Raw genomic sequence first — 14,474 nt, forward strand, 5'->3', positions numbered from 1 at the left:
AGCAGAAGCAAAAGCTGGCTTCCTGTGGGATGGCGGGGTGGATCCGGTTGCGGGAGACGCCGTAAACCCATCCATGGGGGCTTGGCCGCGGCATCCATGCCGCGGACACTCCCGCAACCGGACCCACCCCGCCTTCGACAGTTTTCCGCGATATGTCGGAGCACGGGGTCGGATCCCGTTGCTGCGCAACGGGCTCTGACCCCAATCTGGAATTCGAGATCTGACAGATGTGTCGACCAAGGTCGACACCTACCAACAACCGCGCGTTCCAACAGTCGCCGTTACCCACAGCCGCGTGAACCTGTCAGAGGCGGGGCGGTGTGGGCTTGCAGGACCGTTGGCGCCATGGATGGCGCCATCGAGCCCCCAGGGGTGAGGGCGCTTTGCTTGCGAAGCACTGCTTCGCGAGCACCCGAACGCCCAGCCGCCAGCGGCTGGGCCGGACCGCGGAGCGGGGTTTACGGCGTGTGCTGCAAGCCCACACCGCCCCGCCAACCCACGGAATGCTCGCTGTTGTTGTTGCCGGCCAGCGGCCGGCACTACCGCGGGTGCAGGGCCGCAGGCCCTGCCGAACCCCTTCACTCCGCGACGTGCTCGACCTGCCGCGGTTCGGGCTTGGTGTCGGGCAGCTGCCAGAAGATCATCGTCGAGGTCAGGGTGATCGCGCCGACGCACAGGAATGTCGCGTGCAGTGCTGCGGTGGCGCTGTTGCTGTCCAGGTGATTGCCGAACGCGGCCAGCAGGCTGCCGGCGGCTGCGGCACCGAAACCGGCGGCCAGCATCATCACCATCGACAGCAGGCTGTTGCCGGAGCTGGCGAATTCGCGGTCCAGATCGCGCAGGGTCACGGTGTTCATCACGGTGAACTGCAGCGAATTGACCGCACCGAAGAAGGCCAGTTGCAGCAGGCGCCAGGCCAGGTGCTGGCCCGGTGTCATCAGGATGAAGCTGGCCATCGCCAGGCCCACCAGCACGGTGTTGACCATCAGCACGCGGCGGTAGCCATAGCGCTCGACCAGCTTCACCGCCAGCTTCTTCGACACCATGCCGGCCGCCGCCACCGGCACCATCATCAGGCCGGCGTTCATCGGGCCCAGGCCGAGGCCGACCTGCAGCAGCAACGGGATCAGCATCGGCATGGCACTGCTGCCGATGCGCGAGAACAGGTTGCCCAGGATGCCGATGCGGTAGCTGGGCACACGGAACAGGGCCAGCGAAAACAGCGGCGCGGTGGAGTTGGCGGCGTGCAGCCAGTAACCCACCAGCGCAGCCAGGCCGGCCACGGTCATCAGCATCACCAGCGCATGTGGCGTACCCAGGCCGGAGATGCCGTCCAGCGCCAGCGACAGCACCACCATCGCGAAGGCCAGCATGATGTAGCCACGCAGGTCGAAGCGGGTGCGATGGCTGGCGTAGTGGTCGGGCATGATCTTCATCGCAGCGATGAAACCGATCACGCCGATCGGCAGGTTGATCAGGAACACCCAGTGCCATGAGGCGATCTCGACCAGCCAGCCGCCCAGCGTGGGGCCGATCAGCGGGCCAACCAGCGCGGGGATGGCGATGAAGCTCATCGCGCGCAGGAAATCCTCGCGTGGCACCGAACGCATCACTGCCAGGCGGCCCACGGGAAGCAGCATCGCGCCGCCGATGCCCTGCAGCACGCGCGCCCCGACCAGCTGGTGCAGGTGCTGGGCCAGCGCGCACGCAAGCGAGCCGAGGGTGAACAGGATGATCGCCACCAGAAACGTGCGGCGGGTGCCGTAGCGGTCGGCGATCCAGCCGGAGGCGGGAATGAAGGTGGCCACCGCCAGCGCGTAGCTGAACACCACCGACTGCATCTGCAGCGGGCTCTCGCCCAGGCTGGCCGCCATCGCCGGCAGCGCCGTGTTGACGATGGTCGAGTCCAGCATCTGCATGAAGATCGCCAGGGACACCAGCCACAGCAGGGGGCGGTGGCGGTTGTAGGTCGATGACGATGTGGGCATGGCGTGCGGCCGGTGCAGCGTGGGGGCCGCCATGATCGCGCAACGCGGGTCACGGCGCGATCAAAGTCGCGCCGTGATGGCCTGCGGAATGCTCAGCGCTGGCTGTGCGCGTGCACCGCGTCGACCAGCACCTGTACGTGTGCCGGGTCCATGTCCGGCGACATGCCGTGGCCAAGGTTGAACACATGGCCCTCGCGCGAGCCGCCGTTGCCGGCGGCATAGGTGTCGAGCACGCGTGCGGCGGCCGCGGCGATCGCATCCGGCGAGGCGTACAGCGTGGTCGGGTCGAGGTTGCCCTGCAGGGCGACGCGGCCACCGGTGCGGCGCAGTGCCTCGTCCAGGTCCAGCGTCCAGTCCAGGCCCAGCGCATCGGCACCGGTGTGCGACAGCGCTTCCAGGTGCAGGCCGGTGCCTTTGCCGAACAGGATCAGCGGCGTGCGCTCGCTGCCTTCGCCGCGCTCCAGCCCCTCGGCGATGCGCTGCAGGTAGCGCAGCGAGAACTCGCGGTACATCGACGGCGACAGCACGCCACCCCAGGTGTCGAACACCTGCAGCGCCTGTGCACCGGCCGCGCGCTGCGCGCCGAGGTAGGCGATCACGGCGTTGGTGGTGACCTCCAGCAGGCGGTGCAGGGCCTGCGGGTGGTTCAGTGCCATGGCCTTGATGCGCGCAAAGTCCTTGCTGCCACCGCCTTCCACCATGTAGCAGGCCAGTGTCCACGGGCTGCCGGAGAAGCCGATCAGCGGCACCTGGCCGTCCAGTTCGCGGCGGATCAGGCGCACCGCATCCATCACGTAGCCCAGGTCCTGTTCCATGTCCGGCACCGCCAGCCGGGCGATGGCGGCTTCGTCACGCACCGGGTGCCGGAACTTCGGGCCTTCGCCTTCGACGAAGTACAGCTCCAGGCCCATCGCATCGGGAATGGTGAGGATGTCCGAGAACAGGATGGCCGCATCCAGCGGGAAGCGGCGCAGCGGCTGCAGGGTGACTTCGCAGGCAATCTCCGGAGTCTTGGCCATGGCCAGGAAGCTGCCGGCCTTGGCCCGGGTCGCGCGGTACTCCGGCAGGTAGCGGCCAGCCTGGCGCATCAGCCAGACAGGGGTGCAGTCCACCGGTTCGCGGCGCAGGGCGCGCAGCAGGCGATCGTTGCGGAGAGGGCTGGTCACGATGGGCATTCCTTGGGCGAAAGTTGGCAGCGGCGTCAGTCGCCGTGCGAGAGAATCTGGAAACCGCGATGCAGTTCGGCATCGCGGGCCTTCTCGAAGGCGTGGCGGGCTTCGTCAGCGTGCAGGAACAGCTCGCGCCGCAACTGCGAGCGGCTGCCGACGCGGCCGCTCTCGCGCAGCAGCTCCCAGCCGCCGAACAGGTCCGGCTGCAGGCTCAGGCGCAGGAAGCGCGGTGCCTGCGCACCGGCGTCGGGACGTTGCAGGTAGACGTGCATGGGCCGATTGTAGCGGGGCCAGGGTGACCCCGGCCGCAACGCGGTCGTGCCGGCCGCTGGCCGGCAATGCTGCCGCGCCTTCCGGTCGTGCCGGCCGCTGGCTGGCAATCCTCCCGCGCGTCCCGGTCGTGCCGGCCGCTGGCCGGCAATCCCCTCGCGCGTCCCGGCTCTACCGGGCCGACAGCACCTTCAGCACCGCCGCCTCATCCACGTCCGGCACCACTTCGGCACGCCCCATGCCGCGCCACAGCACCAGGCGCAGGCGGCCGGCCACGTTCTTCTTGTCCAGGCGCATGCGGCCGAGCAGGGCCTGCGGGTCGAGCCCGGCCGGGATCGCCACGGGCAGGCCCAGGCGTTCCAGCAACGCCTGCAGGCGCACGCGGTCGGCATCGTCGGCCAGCCCCAGCTCGGTGGACAGCTTCGCCGCCAGCACCATGCCCACCGCCACCGCCTCGCCATGGTTCAGCGCATCGCGGCCGGGCGCGGAATAGCCCTGCTCGGTTTCGATGGCATGGCCGAAGGTGTGGCCGAGGTTGAGCAGGGCACGTTCGCCTTTCTCGAACGGATCGCGCTCGACGATGGCGGCCTTGTGCCGGCAGCTGCGCGCGATGGCTTCGGCCAGCGTGGCATCCTCGCCGGCCAGCAGCGCATCGGCATGCTGCTGCAGCCATTCGAAGAACACGGCATCACCCAGCGCGCCGTACTTGACCACTTCGGCCAGGCCCGCACGCAGCTCGCGCGGCGGCAGGGTGGCCAGCACGCGGGTATCGGCGATGACCGCGCGCGGCGGATGGAACGCACCGACCAGGTTCTTGCCGGCCGGAATGTCGACCGCAGTCTTGCCACCGACTGACGAATCGACCATCGCCAGCAGGGTGGTGGGCAGCTGCACGCAGTCGACGCCGCGCATCCAGCAGGCCGCGGCAAACCCGGCGAGATCACCGACCACGCCGCCGCCGAGCGCGAACACGCAGGCATCGCGGGTGGCGCCGAGCGCAGCCAGCGCTTCGATCGCGCGGCCGAATTCGGCCAGCGTCTTGGACGCTTCGCCCGCAGCGAGGACATGCTCGCCGACGATCAGGTCGGGGCGCGCGGCCAGCAGCGCCTGCTTCACCGGCGCCAGATAACGCGGGGCCACTTCGCTGTCGCTGAGCAGCAGCACATGGCGGCCGCGCACATGCGCGGCCAGCGCGGCGCCGTCGGCCAGCGCGCCTGCGCCGATGGTGATGGAGTAGGGCCGGTCGCCGCCAACGGCGACCTGCAGCAGGGCGGGAGAAGTCATGCGTTCAGGTCCTGGCGCTGCCATTGCGTGGCCAGCTTGACCACCAGCTGGGCGGTCGCGTCGGCAGCGGTGTACGGGTCGGTATCGAGGGTGAGGTCGGCCAGTTCGCGGTACAGCGGGTCGCGGTGCGCGGCCAGATCGTGCAGCACCTGCTCGCGGTCCGGGCGCTGCAGCAGCGGCCGGCCCTTGTCGCGGGCCAGGCGTTCCAGCTGCGCGGCCACGCTGACCCGCAGGTAGACCACGAAGCCACGCTGGGCGATCAGTGCACGGTTGCCCGGATCCAGCACCGCGCCACCGCCGGTGGAGACCAGCTGGCCGCGGCCTTCCAGCACGCGGGCCAGGGCCTGGCGTTCATGGTGGCGGAAACCGGCTTCGCCGGCATGCTCGAAAATGGTCGGGATGCCGGCGCCGGCAGCCTCGACGATGGCCTGGTCGACATCGACGAAGTCCAGCGTGAAGCGCTCGGCCAGGCGGCGGCCGATGCAGGTTTTGCCGGCGCCCATCGGGCCGATCAGGATCAGGTTCGGAGCAGGATTCATGCCCTCTGATGCTAACACCTCCGTGCCCTGGCCTTTACGTTCTTCACGTCAGGGTGGGCATTCCTGCGGGGGTTCCCGCGCCAACCGGAGCACAGGTCATGACGGTCGCCAAGGTCATCGAGATCACCGCCTCCTCGCCGAAGAGCGTGGAGGATGCGGTGCGCAGCGGACTGAAGAAGGTTTCCGAGACGGTCAAGGGCATCCAGGGCGCCTGGGTGAACGAGACCAAGGTGGTCACCAACGGCAGCGGCGAGATCACCGAATGGCGGGTCAACCTGCGGGTGACCTTCCTGGTGGAATAGCCGCGCTCAGCGCACGGCCTGCACCTGCCGCTGGCCGTCCAGGACCACGACGTGGTCGGCGAGCGTGGGAAGCGTGCGCAGTGCCTGCCGGCTGACCCGCTCGTAGTACTGCACGAAACGCTCCAGCTGCGGCCGGCTCATGCCGTGCCGGCCCGGCTGCGCGGCCTGCAGGTTCTGCTCCTGCTGCCAGCGCCAGCGCGGTACCACCGCGAAATCCGGCGGTTGCAGGAACCACAGGCGGTCGCAGCGCTGCCACAGCGCGGGGTAGTCGCGGGCCAGCGCCTGGTTGCACCAGTGGCGCCAGCGGCCGTCGCTGTCGGCTTCGCGTTCCAGCGCGTTCAACGGGGCATCCAGCGCTGCGTCATCCTGCGCGGGCGTACCGAGGAACCATCCCTCGAACACCAGCAGGTCCAGTGGCGTGTCCAAGTGCGGCCATTGCGCCTCGGCCAAGCGTTCATCGGCCAGCTTGTCAAAGCGCGGCATCGCCAGGGGGCGGCGCGCTGCTACGGCGTCCAGCACGCTGTGCGCCAGCGTCAGGTCATGGGTACCGGGTGGGCCGCGGGTCATCAGCAGCGGATGCACCTGGCGCGCCAGGCGCTGGCGCTGCGCACGGGTCAGGTAGACATCGTCGATCGACAGGCTGGCCGCGCACAGGCCGCGGGCCCGGGCGCGTGCGACCACCTGTGCGGCCAGCGTCGATTTGCCGCTCCCCTGCAGGCCGCTGATCGCCAATACTGGAACCGCTGCACCGCTGGACAGTGCATCGTCCAGCGCCTGTTCGGCCAATGTTTCGGGGAATCCTTTCACCTGGGGCATATACGCAGCAGCGGCCATGCAGCCACAATAGCCCAAACCGTGTGAGAACAACGCCATCATGAGCGACCTGTACGCCGAAGCCCTGTCCACGTTTGCCCGCCTGTTCGAGGAGGCCAAACAGAGCCGCGAGGTCGAGCCCAACGCGATGACCGTGGCGACTGCAGATGCGCAGGGACGCCCGTCTGCGCGCACCGTGCTGCTGAAGGCCTTCGACGAGCGCGGCTTCGTCTTCTACACGCACCTGGGCAGCCACAAGGGCCGTGAGCTGCGGTCCAATCCGCAGGCCGCGCTGCTGTTCCTGTGGCGCAGCTTGCGCGAGGCCGGCATCCAGGTGCGCATCGAGGGTCGTGTCGAGCAGGTCGCCGACGCCGAGGCCGACGCCTATTTCGCCAGCCGCCCGCGCATGAGCCAGATCGGCGCCTGGGCCTCGCAGCAGTCGAAGACGCTGGCAACCCGCGAGGAGTTCGACGCGCGCGTGGCCGAGGTCGAAGCGCGCTTCGAAGGCAAGGACGTGCCGCGCCCGGAAGGCTGGAGCGGCCTGCGCGTGGTGCCCGACCGCATCGAGTTCTGGTACGGCGCGCAGTTCCGCCTGCACGAGCGCTGGTGCTATGAAGCCGGTGCGGAAGGGCGCTGGAGCAAGCGCCTGCTGTACCCGTGACCGGCAGCGCGGCCACGATCCGCCCGGCCACGGCGGCCGATGCGGTCGCGTGGGCGCAGCTGCGTCTGGGCCTGTGGCCCGATGCCGATGATCCGCTGGAGACGCTGGTGGCGGCGCTGGCCGAGGACGCAGGTGCGGTTTTCCTGGCGTGTGCAGCGGGTGGACAGGCGATCGGCTTCGCCGAAGTGCGCCTGCGCCATGACTACGTGGACGGCACCGATTCCTCGCCGGTGGGCTTCCTGGAGGGCTGGTACGTGCAGCCGCAGTGGCAAGGCCGCGGCGTGGGACGCGCCCTGCTGGCGGCGGTGCGGGCGTGGACGCGCGATGCGGGCTGCCGCGAACTGGCTTCGGACAGTCGCGTGGAGGACGTGCAGGCTCACGCCGCGCATCGGGCCTGCGGCTTCGAAGAAACCGAACGGGTGGTCTATTTCCGCATGCCGCTGGAGCCATCGGCGTGAATCGCGTGGCGCTGTACCGCGTGGTGGTGCTTGTTCCATCGGCCGCGCTGGACGCAGTGAAGCAGGGCATCCTCGCGGTGGATGCGCTCGCGGCCGGCGACTACGAGCATGGCATGTGGTGGTCGGCGCCCGGATTCGAGCAGTTCCGCCCACGCATGGGAGCGTCGCCCGTGCAGGGTGAAGCGGGTCGCACCGAAGTGGTCGACAGCGTGCGCCTGGAGTTCTGCCTGCCGCGCGATCCGCAGCGGCTGCAGCGCATCTTCGAGCAGGGCATCGTGCCGCATCATCCGTGGCAGGTACCGGTGGTGCAGGTGGAGGACATCGAGCTGCTGCTCGCTGACAGGCGGCGGTTGTAGCGCCAAGCCATGCCCGGCTGCTTTCGCGCGAACATCAGCCGAGCATGGGCTCGGCTTTACAGGCCTTCAGCGCGCAACCAGCGCCACAGCGTGGTACGGGACACCCCCAGCGCCTGCGCCATGCCCTCGCGATCATGCCGGTGTTCCCGCAGCTGTGCTTCCAGCTGCGCACGCGGTGGCCGCTTGCCGTTGCTTTCCACCGGCAACGCCGCGACACCTTCATGCACCAGCTCGGGTGCCAGCTGCAGCAGCCGCGCCGCATCGATCAGCCCTTCACCGGGCTGCCAGTGGATGCGCAGCCGATCGACCAGATTGCGCAGTTCGCGCACGTTTCCCGGCCACTCGGCCGCGCTCAGTACCGCCAGTGCCTCCTCATCCAACGGCGCGTCGATGCCACGCAGCTGGCGGAAGAAGTGCTGTGCCAGCAACGGGATGTCACCACGTCGCGCGCGGAGCGCGGGCAGGGTGATGCGCAGCGCGGCCAGCCGGTAGTACAGGTCGCGACGGAAGCTGCCGGTCGCCGCGCGCTGCTCCAGTGACTGCAGAGTGGCGGCCACCACGCGCAGGTCGACCGGGGTCGGTTCGGTGGCGCCGACGCGCAGCACCTCCCGTTCCTCCAGCACCCGCAGCAGGCGGGTCTGCAGCGGTAGCGGCAGCTCGCCGATTTCATCCAGGAACAGGGTGCCGCCGTCGGCCGCTTCGACCAGGCCGACGCGGCCGCCGCGGCGCGCGCCGGTGAAGGCGCCATCACTGTAGCCAAACAGTTCGGCTTCCAGCAGCGACTCACTGATCGCGCCGCAGTTCAGCGCCACGAAGCGTCCACGACGGCCACTGGCCGCATGCAGCTGGCGCGCCACCAGTTCCTTGCCGGTGCCGGTTTCGCCGCTGACCAGCACGGTGCTGTCGTGCGGCGCATAGAGCGCGATCTGCGCACGCACCTGCGCCATCGCGTCGCTGTCGCCGAGCAGTTCATGCGCGTCGCTGCGCACTGCCGGGCGCCGGCGCAGGGGCGGCCGGCTGCCCGTGGAGCGGGCCAGGGCCTGGGTCAGTTCGAGGGCGTGTTCGAACGCCTGCCGTACCGAATCGGCCGAGTACAGCAGCACGCCGGGCAGGCCGGCCTGCTCGGCATGGTCGATGGCCATGCCGGTGCCGACGATCACTTCGATGCCGTTGGCACGCAGGTCGGCAATGCAATCGCGTGCGTCCTCGCGGGTGACGAAGCGACGGTGCTCGATCTCCAGGCCAAAACTCTGCTGGAAGTTGCTGAACACCGGTACGTCGCTGGCGTGGGTGACCAGGCCGATGCGGCTGGCGATCCGCCGCGCGCGCGCCAGCGCTTCCATCAGGTCGAAGCCGTTGGCCTGGATCGGCACCAGCGGCAGCTCCAGCCGGCCACGCAGCCACGCCGCATTGGAGCCGCCGGCGATGACCACGTCGCAGTGTTCCCGGCGCAGGCGTTGGCCGATCACGGCCACCGCTTCCTCGAAGCCGAGGTTGATCTGCTCGATGCGCGCGCGACGGTCGAACTCGGGAATGACGTCGCCGAGCAGGCCGGTCAGGCGCGAAACGCTGACGGTCCAGATGACCGGGCGGCCGGGGTCGGCATCGGCGTGGCGCAGGGGCGAGCGGGGCAGGTGCATGGCGGCAGCCATCGGTCGGAATGTTTCATGATACATCCGTTTCAATGTTTCATATGTTTCACTTTGGTCGACCCGTCACGCCCGTGAAATCAAGAGCTTGCAGCTTGGCACGGTGCTTGCGCCCTCGTTTCCGGACTTCAACCTGGATTGCCGCATGACCGCTTCCGCCCCTTTCTCTGCCGGTGCCCGCTTCCGTGAGGCGCTGGCTGCCGAATCGCCGCTGCAGGTGATCGGCGCCATCAACGCCAACCATGCCCTGCTGGCCAAGCGCGCCGGATTCCGCGCCATCTACCTGTCCGGTGGCGGGGTTGCGGCAGGCTCGCTGGGCCTGCCGGACCTGGGCATCAATACGCTGGAAGACGTGCTGGTGGACGTGCGCCGCATCACCGATGTCTGCGACCTGCCGTTGATGGTCGACATCGATACCGGCTTTGGCCCGAGCGCGTTCAACATCGCGCGCACCGTGAAGTCGCTGATCAAGGCCGGTGCGGCCGCCTGCCACATCGAGGACCAGGTCGGTGCCAAGCGTTGCGGTCACCGTCCGGGCAAGGAGATCGTCTCGCAGGGTGAAATGGTCGACCGTGTGAAGGCCGCTGCCGATGCCAAGACCGATCCGGACTTCTTCCTGATCGCGCGTACCGATGCCATCCAGGTGGACGGCGTGGACAAGGCGATCGAGCGCGCCATCGCCTGCGTCGAGGCCGGTGCCGACGGCATCTTCGCCGAGGCCGCCTACGATCTGGACACCTACCGCCGCTTCGTGGACGCGGTGAAGGTGCCGGTGCTGGCCAACATCACCGAATTCGGTGCCACCCCGCTGTTCAGCCGCGATGAACTGGCCTCGGCCGGCGTCGCCATCCAGCTGTTCCCGCTGTCGGCGTTCCGCGCGGCCAACAAGGCGGCCGAGAACGTCTACCAGGCAGTGCGCCGCGATGGCCACCAGCGCAACGTGGTGGAGACCATGCAGACCCGCGAAGAGCTGTACGACCGCATCGGCTACCACGCCTTCGAGCAGCAGCTCGATGCGCTGTTCGCCGCCAAGAAATAAGCAGTACCCTGCACCATCAAGTTTCGGAGGGAAACATGAACGATACGACCGCAACCCCGACCTTCAAGCCGAAGAAGTCCGTCGCCCTGTCCGGCACCGCGGCCGGCAACACCGCGCTGTGCAGCGTGGGCCGCAGCGGCAACGACCTGCACTACCGCGGCTATGACATTCTGGACCTGGCCAACACCAGCGAGTTCGAGGAAATCGCCTACCTGCTGGTGCACGGCAAGCTGCCGACCCGCGCCGAGCTGGTTTCGTACAAGGCCAAGCTGAAGTCGCTGCGTGGCATCCCCGCCGCGGTGAAGGCCGCGCTGGAAGAGCTGCCGCCGTCGGCGCATCCGATGGACGTGATGCGCACCGGCGTGTCCGTGCTCGGCTGCGTGGCACCGGAGAAGGACGACCACAACCACCCGGGCGCGCGTGACATCGCCGACAAGCTGATGGCCTGCCTCGGTTCGATGCTGCTGTACTGGTACCACTGGAGCCACAACGGCCGCGCCATCGACGTGGAAACCGACGATGATTCGATCGGCGGCCACTTCCTGCACCTGCTGCATGGCGAAAAGCCGCAGGATTCGTGGGTGAAGGCGATGCACACCTCGCTGATCCTGTACGCCGAGCACGAGTTCAACGCCTCGACGTTCACCTGCCGTGTCATCGCCGGTACCGGCAGCGACATGTACAGCGCGATCTGCGGTGGCATCGGGGCGCTGCGTGGCCCGAAGCATGGCGGCGCCAACGAAGTGGCGTTCGAAGTGCAGAAGCGCTACGACAACCCGGATGAGGCCGAGGAAGACATCAAGGCGCGCGTCGAGCGCAAGGAAGTGGTGATCGGTTTCGGCCACCCGGTCTATACCGTCTCCGATCCGCGCAACAAGGTGATCAAGGACGTGGCCCGCGAGCTGTCCGAAGAACAGTCGAGCATGAAGATGTACGACATCGCCGAGCGCCTGGAATCGGTGATGTGGGACATCAAGAAGATGTTCCCGAACCTGGACTGGTTCAGTGCGGTCAGCTACCACATGATGGGCGTGCCGACCGCGATGTTCACCCCGCTGTTCGTGATCGCGCGCACCGCCGGCTGGAGCGCGCACATCATCGAGCAGCGCATCGACGGCAAGATCATCCGCCCGAGCGCCAACTACATCGGCCCGGAAGACCGCGACTTCGTCGCCATCGACAAGCGCGTCTGATCCTCCTGCTGTCCCCATCCGGCCGGCCGCGTGCCGGCCGGATGCTCTCGCCGCCGCTCCGCCGGCACCCGGCCCGCCCCAAGTACTCCGCCAGCCCATGAATACCGATTACCGCAAGAACCTCCCCGGCAGCGCGCTGGATTATTTCGACGCGCGCGCCGCGGTCGATGCGATCCAGCCCGGCGCCTACGCCACCCTGCCGTACACCTCGCGCGTGCTGGCCGAGAACCTGGTGCGCCGCTGCGATCCGGCCACGCTTGGCGATTCGCTGAAGCAGCTGATCGAGCGCCGTCGCGACCTCGACTTCCCGTGGTTCCCCGCACGCGTGGTGTGCCACGACATCCTCGGCCAGACCGCGCTGGTGGACCTGGCCGGCCTGCGTGATGCGATCGCCGACAAGGGCGGCGACCCGGCCAAGGTCAATCCGGTGGTGCCGGTGCAGTTGATCGTCGATCACTCGCTGGCGGTGGAGTGCGGTGGCTACGATCCGCAGGCGTTCGAGAAGAACCGCGCCATCGAGGATCGCCGCAACGAAGACCGTTTCCACTTCATCGACTGGACCAAGCAGGCGTTCCAGAACGTGGACGTGATTCCGCCGGGCAACGGCATCATGCACCAGATCAACCTGGAGAAGATGTCGCCGGTGATCTACGTGCAGGACGGCGTGGCCTTCCCGGATACCTGCGTGGGCACCGACAGCCACACCCCGCACGTGGACGCGCTGGGCGTGATCGCGATCGGTGTTGGCGGCCTGGAAGCGGAGAACGTGATGCTCGGCCGCGCGTCGTGGATGCGCCTGCCGGATATCGTCGGCGTCGAGCTGACGGGCAGGCCGCAGCCGGGCATCACCGCCACCGACGTGGTGCTGGCGCTGACCGAATTCCTGCGCAAGCAACGCGTGGTCGGTGCGTATCTTGAGTTCTTCGGCGAGGGAGCGTCGGCACTGACCATCGGTGACCGCGCCACCATCTCCAACATGTGCCCCGAATACGGCGCCACCGCCGCGATGTTCTATATCGATGGGCAGACCCTCGATTACCTGCGCTTGACCGGCCGCGAGGAGTCGCAGGTGGCGCTGGTCGAGAATTACGCGCGCACCACCGGCCTGTGGGCCGACGCGCTGGCCACCGCGCAGTACGAGCGCGTGCTGCGCTTCGACCTGTCCAGCGTGGTGCGCAACATGGCCGGCCCCTCGAATCCGCACAAGCGCGTGGCCACCGCCGAGCTGGCCGAGCGCGGCATCGCCGACGAAGCCAAGCTGGCAGCGGGCAAGGCCGAGCAGGCCCAGGGCCTGATGCCGGATGGCGCGGTGATCATCGCCGCCATCACCAGCTGCACCAACACTTCCAACCCGCGCAACGTGATCGCCGCCGGCCTGCTGGCGCGCAAGGCCAATGAACGTGGCCTGCTGCGCAAGCCGTGGGTGAAGTCGTCCCTGGCGCCGGGCTCGAAGGCGGTGCAGCTGTACCTGGAAGAAGCCGGCCTGTTGCCCGACCTGGAGAAGCTCGGCTTCGGCATCGTGGCGTTCGCCTGCACCACCTGCAACGGCATGAGTGGCGCGCTGGATCCGGCGATCCAGCAGGAGATCATCGACCGTGACCTGTATTCCACGGCCGTGCTGTCGGGCAACCGTAATTTCGACGGCCGCATCCACCCGTATGCGAAGCAGGCCTTCCTGGCGTCGCCGCCGCTGGTGATCGCCTATGCCATCGCCGGCACCGTGCGTTTCGACATCGAGAAGGACGTGCTGGGCGTGGACGCCGACGGCAATGAGGTGCGCCTGAAGGACATCTGGCCGAGCGACGCCGAGATCGACGCAGTGGTGAAGACCGCGGTGAAGCCGGAGCAGTTCCGCAAGGTGTACAACCCGATGTTCAACGTGCGCGTGGAGCACGGTGCGGCGGTCAGCCCGCTGTACGACTGGCGCCCGCAGAGCACCTATATCCGCCGCCCGCCCTACTGGGAAGGCGCGCTGGCCGGGGAGCGCACGCTGTCGGGCATGCGCGCGCTGGCAGTGCTGCCGGACAACATCACCACCGACCACCTGTCGCCGTCCAACGCGATCCTGGCATCCAGTGCGGCCGGTGAATACCTGGCGAAAATGGGCCTGCCGGAAGAGGACTTCAATTCCTACGCGACCCACCGTGGCGACCACCTGACCGCGCAGCGCGCCACCTTCGCCAACCCCAAGCTGTTCAACGAGATGGTGCGCAACGACGACGGCAGCGTGAAGCAGGGCTCGCTGGCGCGGGTGGAGCCGGAAGGCAAGGTGATGCGCATGTGGGAAGCGATCGAGACCTACATGGACCGCAAGCAGCCGCTGATCATCATCGCCGGTGCCGACTACGGCCAGGGCAGCTCGCGTGACTGGGCTGCCAAGGGCGTGCGCCTGGCCGGTGTGGAAGCGATCGTGGCCGAAGGCTTCGAACGCATCCACCGCACCAACCTGATCGGCATGGGCGTGCTGCCGCTGGAGTTCAAGCCGGGCACCACCCGCCTGACCCTGGGCATCGACGGTACCGAGACCTTCGACGTGATCGGCGAGCGCACCCCGCGCGCCGACCTGACCCTGGTCATCCACCGCCGAGACGGCCAGGACGTGATCGTGCCGGTCACCTGCCGCCTGGACAGCGACGAGGAAGTGGCGATCTACGAAGCCGGTGGCGTGCTGCAGCGCTTCGCCCAGGACTTCCTGGAAGGCGCCAGGGTGGCGTGATACCGGCCTGAATGCCTGCCCCCGGAGGCCGGGGGCG

Annotated in this window: 14 protein-coding genes; 7 read left to right on the forward strand and 7 right to left on the reverse strand. The window is 68.3% G+C overall.

Translation table 11 applies throughout. From position 1 onward, the window contains the following. Positions 1–578 precede the first annotated feature (578 nt). From mdtD to AC5P9C_RS00025, 5 genes are all read right to left on the reverse strand, one after another. A complete protein-coding gene (mdtD, locus tag AC5P9C_RS00005; RefSeq protein WP_103282599.1) occupies positions 579–1,988 on the reverse strand; it encodes a multidrug transporter subunit MdtD in 1,410 nt (469 codons plus the stop codon). A 92-nt stretch (positions 1,989–2,080) separates the two neighbouring features. Continuing rightward, positions 2,081–3,163, reverse strand: coding sequence for a uroporphyrinogen decarboxylase (gene hemE / locus AC5P9C_RS00010; RefSeq protein WP_312558285.1), 1,083 nt, complete (start codon positions 3,161–3,163; stop codon positions 2,081–2,083). 26 nt (positions 3,164–3,189) lie between these two features. Further along, positions 3,190–3,429, reverse strand: a complete 240-nt coding sequence (locus AC5P9C_RS00015) for a WGR domain-containing protein (protein WP_343543779.1) — start codon at positions 3,427–3,429, stop codon at positions 3,190–3,192. 169 nt (positions 3,430–3,598) lie between these two features. Continuing rightward, complete coding sequence (gene aroB / locus AC5P9C_RS00020; protein WP_053505467.1) at positions 3,599–4,711, reverse strand: 3-dehydroquinate synthase; 1,113 nt, start codon at positions 4,709–4,711, stop codon at positions 3,599–3,601. After that, positions 4,708–5,250, reverse strand: coding sequence for a shikimate kinase (locus AC5P9C_RS00025; protein ID WP_343543939.1), 543 nt, complete (start codon positions 5,248–5,250; stop codon positions 4,708–4,710). Before AC5P9C_RS00025 ends, aroB begins: the two co-directional genes overlap by 4 nt. Positions 5,251–5,348: 98 nt before the next feature. On the opposite strand from AC5P9C_RS00025, the gene AC5P9C_RS00030 reads away from it, so the two are divergent. Then, positions 5,349–5,552, forward strand: a complete 204-nt coding sequence (locus AC5P9C_RS00030; RefSeq protein WP_005410663.1) for a dodecin family protein — start codon at positions 5,349–5,351, stop codon at positions 5,550–5,552. Positions 5,553–5,558: 6 nt separating this feature from the next. On the opposite strand, the gene AC5P9C_RS00035 is transcribed toward AC5P9C_RS00030, so the two are convergent. Next, positions 5,559–6,386 carry a kinase gene (locus AC5P9C_RS00035; RefSeq protein WP_057493476.1) on the reverse strand — a complete coding sequence of 276 codons (828 nt, stop codon included), beginning with the start codon at positions 6,384–6,386 and terminating at the stop codon, positions 5,559–5,561. A gap of 40 nt (positions 6,387–6,426) precedes the next feature. Here AC5P9C_RS00035 and pdxH point away from each other — a divergent pair, with 40 nt between their 5' ends. The 3 genes from pdxH to AC5P9C_RS00050 are packed head-to-tail and all read left to right on the forward strand — an operon-like array spanning position 6,427 to position 7,840. Continuing rightward, the gene (pdxH, locus tag AC5P9C_RS00040; RefSeq protein WP_343542687.1) at positions 6,427–7,026 is read left to right on the forward strand and encodes a pyridoxamine 5'-phosphate oxidase; all 600 of its coding nucleotides are present in this window, start codon (positions 6,427–6,429) and stop codon (positions 7,024–7,026) included. After that, positions 7,023–7,484 carry an aminoglycoside N-acetyltransferase AAC(6')-Iak gene (gene aac(6')-Iak, locus AC5P9C_RS00045; protein WP_343542685.1) on the forward strand — a complete coding sequence of 154 codons (462 nt, stop codon included), beginning with the start codon at positions 7,023–7,025 and terminating at the stop codon, positions 7,482–7,484. The genes pdxH and aac(6')-Iak overlap by 4 nt, the downstream gene beginning before the upstream one ends. Next, positions 7,481–7,840, forward strand: a complete 360-nt coding sequence (locus AC5P9C_RS00050) for a YqfO family protein (RefSeq protein WP_164082962.1) — start codon at positions 7,481–7,483, stop codon at positions 7,838–7,840. Before aac(6')-Iak ends, AC5P9C_RS00050 begins: the two co-directional genes overlap by 4 nt. Positions 7,841–7,896: 56 nt before the next feature. Here the strand turns inward: AC5P9C_RS00050 and prpR are convergent, their stop codons facing one another. Further along, entirely contained in the window at positions 7,897–9,480 is a 1,584-nt protein-coding gene (gene prpR / locus AC5P9C_RS00055) for a propionate catabolism operon regulatory protein PrpR (RefSeq protein ID WP_343542684.1), read from the reverse strand. Between the two features lie 154 nt (positions 9,481–9,634). Between prpR and prpB the strand changes: the two genes are divergently transcribed. From prpB to acnD, 3 genes are all read left to right on the forward strand, one after another. After that, complete coding sequence (gene prpB / locus AC5P9C_RS00060; protein ID WP_005418360.1) at positions 9,635–10,528, forward strand: methylisocitrate lyase; 894 nt, start codon at positions 9,635–9,637, stop codon at positions 10,526–10,528. Positions 10,529–10,563: 35 nt separating this feature from the next. Then, on the forward strand, positions 10,564–11,721 hold the full coding sequence (gene prpC / locus AC5P9C_RS00065) for a bifunctional 2-methylcitrate synthase/citrate synthase (protein WP_005418357.1): 1,158 nt from the start codon (positions 10,564–10,566) through the stop codon (positions 11,719–11,721). A gap of 97 nt (positions 11,722–11,818) precedes the next feature. Beyond that, entirely contained in the window at positions 11,819–14,437 is a 2,619-nt protein-coding gene (gene acnD, locus AC5P9C_RS00070) for a Fe/S-dependent 2-methylisocitrate dehydratase AcnD (RefSeq protein WP_164687629.1), read from the forward strand. Positions 14,438–14,474 lie beyond the last annotated feature (37 nt).

It is taken from the genome of Stenotrophomonas sp. YJH_SMC_10 (assembly GCF_059371555.1).